17 protein-coding genes are annotated in these 15,485 nt (G+C 41.9%); all 17 read left to right on the forward strand.

Annotated elements, in window-relative coordinates:
• The first annotated feature begins 1 nt into the window (after position 1).
• The 17 genes from spoIIR (at position 2) to atpA (ending at position 15,478) form a co-directional block, all read left to right on the forward strand.
• The gene (spoIIR, locus tag ACIQYG_RS04320) at positions 2-889 is read left to right on the forward strand and encodes a stage II sporulation protein R (protein ID WP_402835701.1); all 888 of its coding nucleotides are present in this window, start codon (positions 2-4) and stop codon (positions 887-889) included.
• Between the two features lie 284 nt (positions 890-1,173).
• Positions 1,174-2,223 carry an L-threonylcarbamoyladenylate synthase gene (locus ACIQYG_RS04325; protein ID WP_402835703.1) on the forward strand — a complete coding sequence of 350 codons (1,050 nt, stop codon included), beginning with the start codon at positions 1,174-1,176 and terminating at the stop codon, positions 2,221-2,223.
• Between the two features lie 74 nt (positions 2,224-2,297).
• On the forward strand, positions 2,298-2,864 hold the full coding sequence (locus ACIQYG_RS04330) for a manganese efflux pump MntP (protein ID WP_402835704.1): 567 nt from the start codon (positions 2,298-2,300) through the stop codon (positions 2,862-2,864).
• Between the two features lie 143 nt (positions 2,865-3,007).
• Entirely contained in the window at positions 3,008-3,451 is a 444-nt protein-coding gene (locus tag ACIQYG_RS04335; protein ID WP_402835706.1) for a low molecular weight protein arginine phosphatase, read from the forward strand.
• A 136-nt stretch (positions 3,452-3,587) separates the two neighbouring features.
• Positions 3,588-3,791: a hypothetical protein gene (locus ACIQYG_RS04340; protein ID WP_402835708.1), complete on the forward strand. Its 204-nt coding sequence runs from the start codon at positions 3,588-3,590 to the stop codon at positions 3,789-3,791.
• 47 nt (positions 3,792-3,838) lie between these two features.
• The gene (gene rpiB, locus ACIQYG_RS04345; RefSeq protein ID WP_402835710.1) at positions 3,839-4,285 is read left to right on the forward strand and encodes a ribose 5-phosphate isomerase B; all 447 of its coding nucleotides are present in this window, start codon (positions 3,839-3,841) and stop codon (positions 4,283-4,285) included.
• A 57-nt stretch (positions 4,286-4,342) separates the two neighbouring features.
• Positions 4,343-4,936 (forward strand): TIGR01440 family protein, encoded by a 594-nt coding sequence (locus ACIQYG_RS04350; protein ID WP_402835712.1) that lies wholly within the window; start codon positions 4,343-4,345, stop codon positions 4,934-4,936.
• 370 nt (positions 4,937-5,306) lie between these two features.
• Positions 5,307-6,548, forward strand: a complete 1,242-nt coding sequence (locus ACIQYG_RS04355) for a serine hydroxymethyltransferase (RefSeq protein ID WP_144527450.1) — start codon at positions 5,307-5,309, stop codon at positions 6,546-6,548.
• Positions 6,549-6,784: 236 nt separating this feature from the next.
• Entirely contained in the window at positions 6,785-7,414 is a 630-nt protein-coding gene (gene upp, locus ACIQYG_RS04360) for a uracil phosphoribosyltransferase (RefSeq protein ID WP_034315825.1), read from the forward strand.
• A gap of 23 nt (positions 7,415-7,437) precedes the next feature.
• A complete protein-coding gene (gene wecB / locus ACIQYG_RS04365) occupies positions 7,438-8,580 on the forward strand; it encodes a non-hydrolyzing UDP-N-acetylglucosamine 2-epimerase (RefSeq protein WP_402835716.1) in 1,143 nt (380 codons plus the stop codon).
• Between the two features lie 83 nt (positions 8,581-8,663).
• Complete coding sequence (locus ACIQYG_RS04370; protein WP_402835718.1) at positions 8,664-10,892, forward strand: S8 family serine peptidase; 2,229 nt, start codon at positions 8,664-8,666, stop codon at positions 10,890-10,892.
• Between the two features lie 458 nt (positions 10,893-11,350).
• Positions 11,351-11,719, forward strand: coding sequence for an ATP synthase subunit I (locus ACIQYG_RS04375; protein ID WP_048685860.1), 369 nt, complete (start codon positions 11,351-11,353; stop codon positions 11,717-11,719).
• 22 nt (positions 11,720-11,741) lie between these two features.
• On the forward strand, positions 11,742-12,437 hold the full coding sequence (atpB, locus tag ACIQYG_RS04380; RefSeq protein WP_048685858.1) for a F0F1 ATP synthase subunit A: 696 nt from the start codon (positions 11,742-11,744) through the stop codon (positions 12,435-12,437).
• Between the two features lie 64 nt (positions 12,438-12,501).
• Positions 12,502-12,726 (forward strand): F0F1 ATP synthase subunit C, encoded by a 225-nt coding sequence (gene atpE, locus ACIQYG_RS04385; RefSeq protein WP_048685857.1) that lies wholly within the window; start codon positions 12,502-12,504, stop codon positions 12,724-12,726.
• A gap of 164 nt (positions 12,727-12,890) precedes the next feature.
• Positions 12,891-13,412 (forward strand): F0F1 ATP synthase subunit B, encoded by a 522-nt coding sequence (atpF, locus tag ACIQYG_RS04390; RefSeq protein ID WP_048685855.1) that lies wholly within the window; start codon positions 12,891-12,893, stop codon positions 13,410-13,412.
• Complete coding sequence (locus tag ACIQYG_RS04395) at positions 13,409-13,945, forward strand: F0F1 ATP synthase subunit delta (RefSeq protein WP_402835721.1); 537 nt, start codon at positions 13,409-13,411, stop codon at positions 13,943-13,945. Before atpF ends, ACIQYG_RS04395 begins: the two co-directional genes overlap by 4 nt.
• Before the next feature lie 24 nt (positions 13,946-13,969).
• Complete coding sequence (gene atpA, locus ACIQYG_RS04400; RefSeq protein ID WP_048685849.1) at positions 13,970-15,478, forward strand: F0F1 ATP synthase subunit alpha; 1,509 nt, start codon at positions 13,970-13,972, stop codon at positions 15,476-15,478.
• The last annotated feature ends 7 nt before the right edge of the window (positions 15,479-15,485 follow it).

The following is a 15,485-nucleotide window of genomic DNA, read 5'->3' on the forward strand; positions in this document are numbered from 1 at the left end:
GATGAAAACTAAACATTTAGCCATTATTTATCTATTAATCTTAACTATAGGAACGATCGTAAGTATATATATGCCTAAAGCGGAGATGGTTGGTGCAGAAGATACGAAGGTGATCCCGGATGAGGCAATTCGGCTGCGGATACTTGCCAATAGTGATGCAGAAGAGGATCAAGCGGTTAAACGGCTGATTAGGGATGAGGTAAATGAAGATATTACAAAGTGGGTCGAGGAGCTTACTTCATTGGATGAAGCGAGGGATGTGATCACCTCGCATCTGCCTGATATCCAGGCGACGGCTGAGGCAGTTATAAAGGAACAGGGTTTGGAGCAGTCGGTGAAAGTGGATTTTGGACAAGCTGAATTTCCGACAAAACTGTACGGGCAGTATTTATATCCGGCAGGGGATTATGAAGCAGTGATTATCACACTTGGTGAAGGGGAAGGCGCAAATTGGTGGTGTGTGTTATTCCCCCCATTGTGTTTCTTGGATTTTTCAAATGGGACGGCTGTAAGCCAAAGTCCGATTGTCGAGGATGAAAGTGAAGGGTCCCTGACTTCGGAAGGAACGGCTTATGCTGCAACGAATGAAGAAAGTGAACCTGTTGCAGAGGAAGTAGTTGAAGAAGAGGTAATGGAGGAGAGCGTAAAAGAGGAAGTGCCGGAAGAAACGGTAAAAGAAGAGGTTGTACAGCCAGAGGTAAAAGAAGAAGTGGCAGTAGTAAAAGATAAGGAACAAGTGACAGAGGAAGTGCTTGAAGGGAAAGTAGAAGAAAACAAGGTTGAACTTGCGGCATCCAATGAACAAGGTCAACTATTATATGAAGGGGAAAAGGAGCCTGAGGTGGAAGTGAAGTCATTGTTTGCAGAAATCTTCAATGATCTATTTTAAAAAGGGAGCAGGCTTCTTTTAAATTCAGATAATTTTAAAAACATATCCACAGGGTTATTAACAAAAAATCAAAAAAGTCTGTCATTAATCATTAATATCCACAAACTTATCCACGGATTCGATGTGGTTATCCCCAATTTGTGGATAACACTTGAATTATGTGTATACTTCTTTTATACTTTCAAAGTATCTTTTAGGTGGAATTAGTACGTTAAATTGAAAATACCGTTCATATTAAAGCGATTTTATAAAATAAGAAATGTTAAAAGGCGATGGTGTTCAAGATGAAAACGAAAATTTGGTCAGTGGATAAAAATGTGGATAATTTACAAAGTTATCCCCAGATTACACAATCAGCTGAATTATTAAAGGCTAATCAAGTGGTTGCTTTTCCTACAGAGACCGTTTATGGACTCGGCGCGAATGCCAAAAATGACGAGGCGGTCAAAAAAGTGTTTGAAGCAAAGGGGCGTCCGAGTGATAATCCTTTAATCGTACATATAGCCTCCGATGACCAGTTGTCTGATATTGTAGAAGAGATTCCGGAACAGGCCCGGAAGCTAATGGCAGAATTTTGGCCGGGTCCATTGACTTTGATCATGAAACGAAAACCGGGCCAGCTATCAAACCTTGTGACAGCTGGATTGGACACAGTGGCTGTCAGGATGCCGGATCATCAGGTTGCCCTTGGCCTTATTCGTGCGAGTGATTTGCCCATTGCGGCTCCAAGTGCAAATACTTCCGGGAAACCAAGCCCCACTTCAGCAAAACATGTTGAAGATGACTTGTTGGGCCGGATTGCAGGTATAGTCGATGGCGGGAATACAGGTGTGGGCGTGGAATCCACAGTACTGGATTGCACTGTGGAAGTCCCTGTTATTTTAAGGCCCGGCGGGGTGACCCTGGAACAGCTGGAAGCGGTAATAGGGGAAGTCAGGCAAGATGTCGCTTTGAAGAATCAGGAAACGGCGCCAAAAGCCCCGGGCATGAAATATACCCACTATGCTCCGAAGGCCCCTCTATTTTTAGTCAAGGGTAATCAAGCTTTCCTTCAGAAGCTTGTGGATGAAAAAAGGACTGACGGGTTAAAGGTGGGCATCATAACGGCTTATGAACATCAACAGGATTTTAAGGCGGATTATGTGGTTGTCCCAGGTTCATTAGCGGATTTACATACTGTTGCGACAGGCTTATATGATGCCTTAAGACAGTTTGACGAGCTGGAGGTCGATGTCATTTTTAGTGAAATGTTTCCTGACCATGGAATAGGCGCTGCGGTCATGAACCGGCTAGAAAAGGCTGCAGGTCATCAAATCATCAAGGAACATGCGTAATAAGGACTGATTTATCCTTCTATTTCTTTTCGGACATGCATAACATGTAGTAGGCACGTCCGAGGGGGATTGGAATGAATACATTTGCTGGGGAAATCATCACCTTATTGCTAATGGCATTTGCGTTGGGAATGGATGCCTTTTCAGTAGGCCTTGGAATGGGAATGTTTAAGCTAAGGTTGAGGCAAATATTTTTTATAGGTTTGACAGTAGGTGTTTTTCATATTTGGATGCCCTTGCTTGGGATGGGGGCAGGCCGTTTCATTTCAGAAAAGTTCGGGACCTTTGCTACATACGCCGGCGGTCTATTGTTGATCATTCTTGGTATACAGATGTTTATCCCTGGAAAAAGGGATGGAGCTGGTGCCATGGGAAATAAGATGCTGGCTCCTGTCGGGAAAGGCTTAATCATTTTTGCGTTAGGGGTAAGCCTGGATAGCTTCTCGGTAGGGTTAACACTGGGGATTTACGGTGCAAAAACGATTTTAACCGTTCTTTGTTTTGGGTTTGCTGCCACCCTATTAACGTGGGCGGGGCTTTTACTGGGTAGAAAAATGCAGGGTTTGCTTGGCGTGTATAGTGAGATTCTTGGCGGAAGCATCCTGTGTGCATTTGGATTGAAATTATTGTTCTCTTTTTGATCCGCTTGAATTCATATCATTCCTTCCTCAACTGTTCCGATTAACGGGGCGGTTTTTATTTTTCTTCGGACAACAATGACAGTGATTTTTTGACTATAATAAACGGGCGATAGCTTATAATGAATAAAAAGGAGGCGTTAAAAATGATCCGAGTATTATTTGTATGTACAGGTAACACATGCAGAAGCCCGATGGCAGAAGCGATATTGAAAAATAAGGATATTGCGGGTGTTGAAGTGAAGTCCGCAGGCGTGTATGCTTCATCAGGCCAGGATGCTTCGATACATGCTAAAAATGTATTGTTTGAAAATGGCATAGTGCATAATCATCATTCAACGCCTTTATCCGCGAAGGAAATGGAGTGGGCAACTCATATCTTCACCATGACGGAAGGGCATAAATCGGCCATTACCCGTTCATACCCCCAAATGATCGATAAGACCTTTACCTTAAAAGAATTCATTATCGGCGATGAATATGATAGAGACATAATAGATCCGTTTGGCGGTTCTGAAGGCATTTATCGGGAAACGTTCAGGGAGCTGCAGGAATTAATAGAAGAGTTAGTAAAAAAGCTTAAAGAATAAACTGGGTACATAATGTGGCCGCTGCAGTAAAAAAATATTACTAAGCTTGTTGACCGTCAATGCAAAGGGTAAGATCAAGGCAGTCCCTTTTGAAGTGGCTGCTATTTCAGAATAAGCATCTGCTGGAGCGGAAGAAGTGACGGCTGTGACAAGCGAACAAGCGATAGTCATGGAAAATGTCAAAAAATCGGCAATGGTGGAACTTATAGTGGAAGCGGGAAAGATGAACATTACAGGACCATTACCCGCTTTCACACTTGACATTTTACTGCAGGAAACCGAAATCGGTTTCCTGCTTCTTTGTGGGGAAATAGGATGGACATCCTTTATCTTTTCATAATTTTGTGACACAATAAAATCAATTGAAAAAGCTAGAGGAGGATTAACATGAAAGTTGCGATTGCTTCGGATCATGGTGGTATACATATCCGTGAAGAAATAAAGAATTTATTGAATGAGTTAAAGATCCCATTTGAGGACTTTGGCTGTGAATGCAGTACGTCGGTGGATTATCCTGATTATGCTTTGCCGGTTGCCGAAAAAGTGGCACGGGGTGAGTTCGATCGGGGCATTTTAATCTGTGGAACTGGTATTGGAATGAGCATTGCTGCTAATAAGGTCAAAGGAATCCGTTGTGCATTGGTTCATGATGTCTATAGCGCGAAATTGACCCGTCAGCATAATGATACCAATATGTTAGCGATGGGGGAACGAGTCATTGGCCCGGGTCTTGCCAGGGAAATTGCCCAAACATGGCTGACTTCGGAATTTGAAGGCGGGCGTCATCAAAACAGGATCGGTAAGATTGCGGAGTATGAAGGTAAGCACAGCTAATTCTATGGTTTTGGAGAGTTTCGATAGCAAGTTTTCTTATTGAAAGGATGCGTTTTCATGACAAGTGATGCTACATTTTCAAATGAGCTTGAGATATGGGGAAACCAGTTTCGGAAACTTTTACATGAGTTTCAAGAACAGACAGCTTTAAAAGAGAAACAGCTACTGGTTATCGGCTGCAGTACAAGTGAAGTGATCGGGAAAAGGATCGGTTCTGAAGGGACGCTCGATGTTGCGGGGATGATTTTTTCCATAGTGAGGGATTTTCAAGGAAAAACGGGAGTTCAGGTTGCATATCAATGTTGTGAGCATCTAAACAGGGCATTGGTTTTGCAAAGGGAAACCGCGATTCGTTATGAGTATGAAGAAGTTTCGGTCGTACCTGTAAGAACAGCTGGGGGATCGATGGCGACATACGCCTACCAGCAATGGAATGATGCTGTCGTCGTTGAACATATCAAAGCGGATGCAGGGATAGACATTGGGGACACATTCATTGGCATGCATCTGAAGCATGTGGCGGTCCCGATTCGCTCTGCCATTAAAGAAATAGGACATGCACATGTAACCATGGCAAAAACCCGCCCCAAACTGATTGGCGGGGAGCGGGCAGTTTATCAGGACAACTATGAAAACAAGAGTTGTAATTAATGGGTAAGTGAGACAGCATTTCTCGGATGGGGAATGCTGTTTTTTAATTGAATGCGAGCAAAATCGTAAGGCTCAAGATGAGGTTCACAAGAAAATCCTTTATATTATAGTGCTAATATAATGGTGATTTCACTCGTGAAATATAGGGTGGAAGAGCTATTTATCATAATTTCGATGTTAAATACGAACATTTTCAAATGAAAAAACATTTAATGTTCGATAAAAATAGACTATCACTTCTAAATTAGACATGTTAAAATGGAGTAGAATTTTCTAATGATATTGGTAAGGCTTTTTCATGCTTTTTGAAGGCATGTTGCACATAAATACTAAAAAGCGAATCACGCACAATTTGAGGAGGAATTACGGAATGAATCGTTTAGCAAAACAAGATGAGCAAGTGTTTAACGCAATTCAACTGGAATTAGGGCGTCAAAGAAGTAAAATTGAGCTTATTGCTTCTGAAAACTTCGTGAGTGAAGCTGTCATGGAAGCGCAAGGGTCGGTCTTGACTAATAAGTATGCAGAAGGATACCCTGGAAAACGTTACTATGGCGGATGTGAATATGTAGACATCGTTGAAGATCTAGCACGTGAGCGTGCGAAAGAAATTTTCGGAGGCGAGTATGTGAACGTACAGCCTCACTCTGGAGCTCAAGCCAATATGGCCGTATACTTCACAGTGCTTCAAACTGGCGATACAGTGCTTGGGATGAACCTTTCGCATGGAGGTCACTTAACACATGGAAGTCCAGTAAACTTCAGTGGTGTTAACTACAATTTCGTTGAATATGGTGTAGACGAAAAAGATCACCGTATCGATTACAATGATGTATTGGAAAAAGCGCGTCAACATAAACCGAAATTGATCGTAGCGGGTGCAAGTGCATATCCACGGGAAATTGATTTCAAGCGATTCCGTGAAATTGCAGATGAAGTCGGGGCATATTTAATGGTCGATATGGCGCATATTGCAGGTTTAGTTGCGGCTGGATTACATCAAAGTCCAATTCCTTATGCTGACTTTGTAACGACAACTACTCATAAAACACTTCGCGGGCCACGCGGAGGGATGATCATCTGTAAAGAAGAATTCGGTAAGAAGATCGATAAATCCATCTTCCCTGGAATTCAAGGCGGTCCGTTGATGCATGTTATTTCAGCTAAGGCTGTTGCTTTCGGCGAAGCGCTTCAAGATGAATTTAAAGTATATGCACAACAAATCATCGACAATGCTAAACGTTTGGGCGAAGGTTTGAAGAAAGAAGGATTCACTCTTGTTTCTGATGGCACGGACAATCACTTGATTCTTCTTGATGTACGCTCTACTGGATTAACGGGAAAAATCGCAGAGCATGTTTTGGATGAAATCGGTATTACCGTGAACAAAAATGCGATTCCTTATGACCCGGAAAAACCATTCGTTACCAGCGGTATACGTATTGGGACTGCGGCAGTGACATCACGTGGCTTCGGTTTGGAAGACATGGATGAAATAGCTGCAATCATCGGACTTGTTTTGAAAAATAATGAAGACGCAGCTAAACTTGAAGAAGCAAAACAGCGTGTTGAATCATTAGCGAACAAATTTGAATTATATCCTTCATTGTAATATCGGAGCTGCTCCCTTTTAAAGGGAGCGGTTTTTTTTGTACTTATGGACGGTCATTGTGTTAGAAGAATCCGAATAGTGAAAATAGGTCTGACATCTAAACCTTTATTGAAGATTGAAACATTTTTCTGTAAAATAGGTTGAAGTGAATTTTAAAAGACACGAAAATTTTTCTATTCGATTAGGGAAATCATAAAAAAGCGCGAAACTAAGCAATGGAATTGGAGAGATGCTAAATGGGAAAAGTTTATGTTTTCGATCACCCGTTAATTCAACACAAATTAGCCTATATACGTGATATAAATACAGGAACAAAAGAATTCCGTGAACTAGTGGATGAAGTTGCATCATTGATGGCATTTGAAATCACGAGGGATATGCCGCTGGAAGAAGTCGAAATCCAAACACCAGTAAGCACAGCGAAAGTGAAAATGCTTTCTGGTAAAAAAGTGGGGATCGTCCCGATTTTACGTGCAGGCATAGGGATGGTGGACGGAATCATTAAGCTGATTCCTGCTGCAAAGGTCGGACATGTTGGACTTTACCGTGATCCTGAAACATTGAAACCGGTTGAATATTATGCGAAAATGCCAAGTGACCTGGCAGAAAGGGAATGCATTGTCGTTGACCCGATGTTAGCCACTGGCGGATCAGCCATCGAAGCAATCCATTCCATTAAAAAGCGCGGTGCAGTCAATATTAAATTCATGTGTTTGATTGCAGCTCCAGAGGGTGTTGAAGCTTTAAAAGAAGCTCATCCTGATGTTGATATCTATATTGCGGGTCTTGACGAAAAACTGAATGAACATGGTTATATCGTTCCAGGTCTTGGAGACGCAGGAGATCGTTTATTCGGCACAAAATAAGGAAAGAAACTGAGGTGTCACGAATGAACAAACCGATAAAAGTCATGACCATTTTCGGGACGAGACCAGAAGCTGTCAAAATGGCTCCCTTAGTACTCGAATTTCAAAAACACCCAGAATATTTCAAGCCGATCGTTGCTGTTACGGCTCAGCATCGCCAAATGTTAGATCAAGTTCTCGAACTATTTTCCATAAAGCCGGACTATGACTTGGACATAATGAAGGAAAGGCAAACGCTTGCTGACATTACAACAAGAGCATTAAATGGTCTTGATTCCGTAATGAAGGAAGCTAAACCAGATATTGTTCTCGTACATGGTGATACAACCACGACGTTTGTCGCAAGTCTGGCAGCTTTTTATAATCAAATTGTCATTGGGCATGTAGAAGCGGGGCTGCGCACTTGGAATAAGTATTCCCCCTATCCGGAAGAGATGAATCGACAGCTTACAGGTACGATGGCGGATTTGCATTTTGCGCCGACTTCCAAAGCCGAGGAGAATCTGCTGAACGAAAACAAGAAGGATAATATCTTCGTGACGGGAAATACAGCAACGGATGCTTTAAAGACGACTGTAAGGTCCACATATTCCCATCCGGTTTTAAATGGACTTGGCGAAGACAGGCTCATTTTGCTTACGGCCCATCGCAGGGAAAATCTAGGGGAACCTATGAGGAATATCTTCCGGGCCGTAAAGAGAATCATTGTTGAGCATGATGACGTTCAAGTGGTATATCCTGTCCATTTAAATCCGCTTGTTCAGGAATTGGCAAACGAAGTGCTCGGGAATGATCCGCGGGTTCATTTGATAGAACCGCTGGATGTATTGGATTTCCATAACTTCGCTTCAAGAGCCTATTTGATTTTGACTGATTCTGGAGGAATCCAGGAAGAGGCACCTTCACTTGGTGTACCTGTCCTGGTTTTAAGGGATACGACCGAACGTCCTGAGGGGATTGCGGCTGGAACCTTAAGATTGGCAGGTACTGATGAACAATCCATATATGATTTGGCACATGAATTGCTCACCGATCAAGAGGTGCACGAAAAAATGTCCAAAGCTTCAAATCCATATGGGGATGGAAATGCTTCGGTCCGAATAGCTGAAGCCATCCGTTACTATTTTAAGCAAATAAATATGCCGCCAACTAGATTTGACTCATAAAAAGGGAAAAGCCATGCGCTTTTCCTTTTTTTATTTGCATACTCCAAGGTTGTTGAGAAAAGATAACTGCTAAGGGGATGATTATGTTGGGAAAGAAAACGTTCATAGTGTTTGTTTTCCTTTTTATATTTATTTATCAAAATGAAAAGGGATTGGCATCCGTCATTCTGCCGCCATTTCCAAAACTATCTGAATCTAAGGAAGTAACGGTTGTTGTCACGATGGATAAGGCGTTTCAACGAAAAAAGATCGAAAAACTGCTTGAAAAATATCCATCCCTTCAATTACGGAATGTTTATTCGGTTGCCCTGAATGGATTCTCCCTTCATGGGAAAATGAATGAGATAGAACAACTTAAAAAGGAGGATGAAATTCAGGCCGTAACGGAAGTATCCGTTTATCAAGCCGTGTTGGATAAAAGTGTCCCATACATAGGAGGAGACAGGGTCAGGGGTTTCTTTGATAAGGAGAATCACCGGATCACCGGTAAAGGGATAAAAGTAGGAATAATCGATACTGGCATCGATTATACACATCCAGATTTGCAACGTGCTTATAGAGGGGGGAAGGATCTGGTTGATGGTGATGAAGATCCGATGGAAACCAAAAATCAAGGCGACCTGGATACATTGCATGGCACTCATGTGGCAGGCATCATTGCAGCCAATGGAAAAATGAAAGGCGTCGCACCTGAAGCGGAAATTTACGCATATCGAGCTTTGGGACCAGGCGGTGCAGGAGATACGGATCAAGTATTGAAGGCTATTGAGTCAGCCATGAAGGATAAGGTGGATGTATTGAACCTCTCTCTTGGTAATAACGTCAATGGTCCTGATTTACCTATCTCCCTTGCATTGAATAAGGCTGTGGAAAGCGGCATCGTTGCCGTGACATCAAACGGGAATTCCGGTCCGGCTGTATGGACCGTCGGTTCACCCGGTACAGCGGAAAAAGCGATTTCCGTTGGGGCATCGACTCCTCCCTTAAGGGTTCCGTACATGATTTACGGTCTTGGATCGAAAAAGCATCAATCGCATTTAACCTTGTTTCAAGGCTCTAAAAAATGGAACCTGACGTTTTCCGAGAATGTCATATATGGGGGACTGGGTAATGAAAAGGACCTGAAGGATGTTCGGGATAAGATTGTGTTGATGGAACGTGGCACTCTTACCTTTCAGCAGAAAGTATCCAATGCAGAAAAGGCAGGTGCAAAGGGGGTAATTGTTTTTAATAATACGAGCGGGACCTTTACTGGAAGCTTGGAAAAAGAAATGAAAATTCCAGCTGCTTCTATTAATAGAAGAGATGGATTGCAGCTTAAGCAAATCATGGAAAAAGGGCAGAGCAAAACCGTTCAATTTGTTTATAAGAACGAGCAGGATAGGCTAGCGGACTTTAGCTCCAGGGGACCGGTAACCGTATCGTGGGGAATAAAGCCTGACGTATTGGCCCCGGGAGTGGAAATTGAAAGCACCATTCCTAAAGGATATATGTCCTTGGATGGAACAAGTATGTCCGCACCGCATGTTGCAGGGGCTTGCGCCTTAATCCTGCAAAAACACCCGGAATGGACTCCTGATCAAGTGAAATCTGCATTGATGAGCACTTCCAAGCCATTGAGGAAAACTGTAAATCAATTGTATCATACATATGAACAGGGGGCTGGACGCATCCAGGTCGACGAAGCATTAAAAGCGGACACGCTCTTGAATCCAAGCTCATTGTCCTTTGGGATGTATACAAAAAAAGAAGGAATTGAAGAGCATCATGAAACGGTAGTCATAGAAAATACCGGAACGGAAATGAGGAAGTACTCATTCATGGTTCCATTAAAAGAGACGGGACTCACTTGGGAATTGCCGAAATCCCTTACTTTGAAACCGAAGGAAAAGAAACGGATAAAAGTTGGACTGCAGGTCAACCCAGCCGAGCTTAAAAAGGGAGTCTTTGATGGATACCTCATTATAATGGAAGGAACCAAAAGAATATCCCTTCCTTATTTATATGTAAAAGAAGAGCCTGATTATCCAAGGATAATGGGATTTGATTTTGGACAAGGGGACAAGAAAGGCACATATCGATACGAAATGTATCTTCCGCGCGGGGCAGAAGAATTCGGTATTGCCCTTTATGAGGAAGATAGCTTGAAATTCGCTGGATATTTGGATTGGTCCAGATCGGCTCCTTCCGGTTTGATCAAAAAAGATGTTTTGAAAAAGGACTTGCCGCCTAAAGGAGTGTATAAAGCGATAATCTTTGCGAGAAGGGGCGGAAGGGAAGATCGGATAGAAAAGACGTTACTTATCGAGTGAACAGAGGACAATAAGTAAAATAAAATGGATGTCAATAGTATAAAAAAGATAATTTGTGAACAATTCGTTAATAATTACAAACCTGTGACAAATTTCACTAACCACTCATTGACAATGATTCTAGCCTATTGTATGCTAACAAAGGATGTAAAATGAGAGGGTTTTCAGTAGCCCGGCATGCAGATTTTTACAGCATGAAATGTTTTCTATCCTCCACCAAATTCAACCGCGAGGATGCAACTTACGTCAAATGATCGCCGTCTAAAATGGCTATGACTTTGATGTCAGCGATTCTTTCTCAAATAGTCGGATCAGTTTTGTTCGGTAACTTCTTTTACTTGTCAGAACCTAAGATTCGAACCGCTGCTATTAGTAATTGGCCTTCTTTGTGGACTTGCTAGGTTTACAAGCAATGCTTCATTCAGTACGAAAATATTTCTCAGGAGATTAAATGAAAAATGCCAGAAATGAAAATCATGTTCAACAGGCAGAGTAAATATATAATTTTTCTTCTGGCGGTTTATGTTGTTGGATGGGGACTTACGAGTTATCAAGCCGTTTTTGCTGGGCTTATACTGGGTACGAGTTTGAGTTTATACAATTTATGGCTGATCAATCAGAAAATGAAAAAGTTCAGTCAGGCGCTCGATGAAGGAAAGAAAACGAAATCTCTTGGGACGATGACACGAATGGCATCCGCAGGTCTAGCGGTACTCATTGCATTGGAATTTCCGGAGCATTTTCATCTGATAAGTGTTGTATGGGGATTAATGACAGCTTATATTGTCATTTTTATAGATTTTTTCATCCAATTAATACGTCGATAGCGGGGAAGAGAGGTGAATATAGTTGAATCATGAAGCACCCTTACAAGAATTTATGGGTCTTACCTTTAACTTGAGTAACGTCCTAATGATTACAGTTGCCAGTCTAGTTGTGTTCATACTTGCTGTGCTTGGTACACGTAAGCTTGCCATGAAGCCAACCGGCATGCAGAATTTCATGGAATGGATTATGGATTTCGTTAAGGGTATTATTAATAGTAACATGGACTGGAGAACAGGTGGTCAGTTTCAACTGCTTGGTATGACTTTGCTGATGTACATTTTTGTGTCCAATATGCTAGGTCTTCCGTTTGCAATTAGTTACGATGGAGTGCTTTGGTGGAAATCACCAACAGCCGACCCAGTTATCACATTGACTCTTGCAGTCATGGTTTTAGGTTTAACGCATTATTATGCTATAAAAATGAAAGGCGCCAAGGGTTACTTTAAAGCTTATAAAAACCCAATGACACTTGTAGAGGAATTTACAAACTCCTTGACACTTGGTCTGCGTCTATATGGTAACATTTATGCTGGTGAAGTTTTGCTGAGTCTATTAGCGGGCACCCTAGCATTTAGTGGAGCTGCCGGATTTATTGGTGCAATTGTGCCTACATTAGTATGGCAAGGCTATAGTATTTTCGTCGGTAGTATCCAAGCGTTTATCTTTGTCACGTTAACAATGGTTTATCTGTCTCATAAAGTCAGTGACGACCATTAATTATAAGTTCATTTAGAACTAAAAAAATAATAAATTTTGATACAATCTAAGGAGGATATTTATAATGACAGGTTCAGTAGGTCTTCTTGCAGCAGCAATTGCAATTGGTTTGGCAGCACTAGGTGCAGGTATTGGTAATGGTCTTATCGTTTCAAGAACAGTGGAAGGTATCGCTCGTCAACCAGAAGCTCGCGGTATGCTTCAAACAACAATGTTCATCGGGGTAGGTTTAGTTGAGGCGATGCCTATCATCGCGGTAGTAATTGCGTTTATGGTATATGGTGGTTAATAGAACCTTCAAAAAGTTCAAAAATGGCGAAGTTCGTTCCATGTGAACCTTCGCCTTTCCTTTATGTCCACAATCCTGTTTTATACAGTTTAAGAGCATAGTTTTCTAAAGTTCATATAATGAACGCTTTAAGAAGTGAAACTCGTGAAGGGAGTGAACCAAGCGTGTTAACAAGCAGCTTTGTACTTGGGTCAACGTCTCATGGCTTTAATGGCGGAGACATGTTATACCAATTAGTAATGTTTATCATTTTGTTAGCGTTGCTGAAGAAATTTGCATGGGGTCCTCTAATGGGCATCATGACTCAACGTGAAGAACATGTTGCAAATGAAATTCAAGCAGCTGAAGCTAGCAGACAAGAAGCACTTAAATATTTAGAAGAACAACGTGAAATCGTAAAACAATCTCGCACTGAAGCGGGACAACTTATAGAAAACGCAAAACTTCAAGGTGAAGCACAGCGTGAAGAGATCGTGAATCAAGCACGTCTTGAAGCTGAACGCGTCAAAGAAACAGCTAAGCGTGAAATCGTACAGGAAAAAGAAAAAGCCATTACGGCATTACGCGAGCAAGTGGCATCTTTATCCGTACTCATTGCTTCTAAAGTAATAGAAAAAGAACTATCCGAAGCAGATCAAGAGCAATTGATTAATGACTACATTCAAGAGGCAGGAGAAGGGAAATGAGCGATATAACAGTAGCAAAGCGTTATGCCGTTGCCCTTTTCCAAATTGCGAAAGAGCAAAACCTCATTAACCAACTTGAAGAAGAGCTTCGCATAGTGAATGAAGTTTTTACAAATGATAATGAGCTATTAAGCTTCCTGGCTCATCCTAAAATGACTAAAGATGCAAAAGGCGCTTTGATTGCAAATGCATTTGCAAGCCTTTCTTCTTCCGTTCAAAACACTGTGATGTTGATGGTGGAGCGTCATCGTACAGATGAAGTGACAGCAATGGCACAAGAGTTCATTGAACTTGCGAATGAAGAAAACTCAGTAGCTGATGCAACGGTCTATACAGTACGTCCATTGACTGAAACGGAAGTGGAAGCTGTGTCTTCATCTTTTGCAGCAAAAATCGGCAAAAGAAATTTACGCATTACTAATATTACGGATAGCAATATCCTTGGCGGCATCAAATTACAAATCGGTAACCGCATATATGACGGGACGATTAGCGGTAAGTTAGAACGCCTTAGCAAACAACTATTAGGTTAATATTCACAGATAGGGGTGAAATTCATGAGCATCAAAGCTGAAGAAATCAGTGCGCTGATTAAAAAGCAGATTGAAAACTATCAGTCGGAAATTAAAGTAAGCGATGTCGGTACGGTTATCACTGTTGGTGATGGTATCGCACGCGTTCATGGTTTAGATAATGCAATGTCTGGGGAGCTCTTAGAATTTTCCAATGGCTCAATGGGATTAGCACAAAACCTTGAGCAAAATAACGTAGGTGTTGTTATTCTTGGACCATTCAGAGACATTAAAGAAGGCAGTGAAGTACGCCGTACTGGCCGTATCATGGAAGTGCCAGTTGGAGAAGAATTAATCGGACGTGTCGTGAATCCGCTTGGACAACCATTAGATGGTCTAGGCCCGATCGCTACGACAAAAACTCGTCCAATCGAAAGCCCTGCTACAGGTGTAATGGACCGTAAATCAGTACATGAACCTTTACAAACAGGTATTAAAGCAATTGATGCATTGGTTCCAATCGGTCGTGGACAACGTGAGTTAATCATCGGTGACCGTCAAACTGGTAAAACATCAGTTGCGATCGATACAATTCTTAACCAAGCTGACCAAGATATGATCTGTATCTATGTCGCTATCGGTCAAAAAGAATCAACGGTTCGTGGAACTGTTGAAACACTACGTAAAAATGGTGCTTTGGATTACACAATCGTTGTATCTGCATCAGCTTCTCAACCAGCACCACTTTTATACCTAGCTCCATATGCTGGTGTGACAATGGGTGAAGAGTTCATGTTCGCTGGCAAGCACGTTCTTGTGGTTTATGATGATCTTTCTAAACAAGCATCTGCATACCGTGAACTTTCCTTGCTACTTCGCCGTCCTCCAGGTCGTGAAGCATTCCCAGGGGATGTATTCTACTTGCACTCCCGTTTACTTGAGCGTGCAGCAAAATTGAATGACACTTTAGGTGCCGGTTCAATCACTGCGCTTCCATTTGTTGAAACACAAGCAGGCGACATCTCTGCTTATATTCCAACAAACGTAATTTCCATCACTGATGGACAAATCTTCTTGCAATCCGATTTGTTCTTCTCGGGTGTACGTCCTGCGATTAACGCTGGTCTATCCGTATCCCGTGTTGGTGGGTCTGCACAAATTAAAGCGATGAAAAAAGTTGCCGGTACATTACGTCTTGACTTGGCTTCATACCGTGAATTGGAAGCATTCTCTCAATTCGGTTCTGACCTGGATGCTGCAACACAAGCAAAACTTAACCGTGGTGCTCGTACAGTTGAAGTTCTGAAACAAGATCTAAACAAACCGATCAAAGTTGAAAAACAAGTCATGATTTTCTATGCATTGACTAAAGGTCATTTAGATGATATTCCTGTATCGGATATCCTTCGCTTTGAAGAAGAATACTATGTGTTCCTAGATCGTTCTCATCCGGAATTATTAGATCACATTCGCACAACTAAAGGTCTTCCTGAAGATGCTGCTATCGTTGCTGCAATTAACGAATTCAAAAAGAACTTCGTTATTTCTGAATAATAAAGGT

The sequence above is a fragment of the Peribacillus sp. NPDC096622 genome (assembly GCF_044762665.1).
Lineage (GTDB): Bacteria > Bacillota > Bacilli > Bacillales > DSM-1321 > Peribacillus > Peribacillus frigoritolerans_B.

Excerpts from the sequence above, each read along its gene's own strand:
- ACIQYG_RS04330 (WP_402835704.1), top strand. The coding sequence starts at position 2,298 with ATGAATACATTTGCTGGGGAAATCATCACCTTATTGCTAATGGCATTT.
- wecB (WP_402835716.1), top strand. The coding sequence starts at position 7,438 with ATGAACAAACCGATAAAAGTCATGACCATTTTCGGGACGAGACCAGAA.
- spoIIR (WP_402835701.1), top strand. The coding sequence starts at position 2 with ATGAAAACTAAACATTTAGCCATTATTTATCTATTAATCTTAACTATA.
- ACIQYG_RS04375 (WP_048685860.1), top strand. The coding sequence starts at position 11,351 with ATGCCAGAAATGAAAATCATGTTCAACAGGCAGAGTAAATATATAATT.
- ACIQYG_RS04395 (WP_402835721.1), top strand. The coding sequence starts at position 13,409 with ATGAGCGATATAACAGTAGCAAAGCGTTATGCCGTTGCCCTTTTCCAA.
- ACIQYG_RS04355 (WP_144527450.1), top strand. The coding sequence starts at position 5,307 with ATGAATCGTTTAGCAAAACAAGATGAGCAAGTGTTTAACGCAATTCAA.
- ACIQYG_RS04370 (WP_402835718.1), top strand. The coding sequence starts at position 8,664 with ATGTTGGGAAAGAAAACGTTCATAGTGTTTGTTTTCCTTTTTATATTT.
- rpiB (WP_402835710.1), top strand. The coding sequence starts at position 3,839 with ATGAAAGTTGCGATTGCTTCGGATCATGGTGGTATACATATCCGTGAA.
- upp (WP_034315825.1), top strand. The coding sequence starts at position 6,785 with ATGGGAAAAGTTTATGTTTTCGATCACCCGTTAATTCAACACAAATTA.
- atpE (WP_048685857.1), top strand. The coding sequence starts at position 12,502 with ATGACAGGTTCAGTAGGTCTTCTTGCAGCAGCAATTGCAATTGGTTTG.
- ACIQYG_RS04350 (WP_402835712.1), top strand. The coding sequence starts at position 4,343 with ATGACAAGTGATGCTACATTTTCAAATGAGCTTGAGATATGGGGAAAC.
- ACIQYG_RS04335 (WP_402835706.1), top strand. The coding sequence starts at position 3,008 with ATGATCCGAGTATTATTTGTATGTACAGGTAACACATGCAGAAGCCCG.
- ACIQYG_RS04325 (WP_402835703.1), top strand. The coding sequence starts at position 1,174 with ATGAAAACGAAAATTTGGTCAGTGGATAAAAATGTGGATAATTTACAA.
- atpA (WP_048685849.1), top strand. The coding sequence starts at position 13,970 with ATGAGCATCAAAGCTGAAGAAATCAGTGCGCTGATTAAAAAGCAGATT.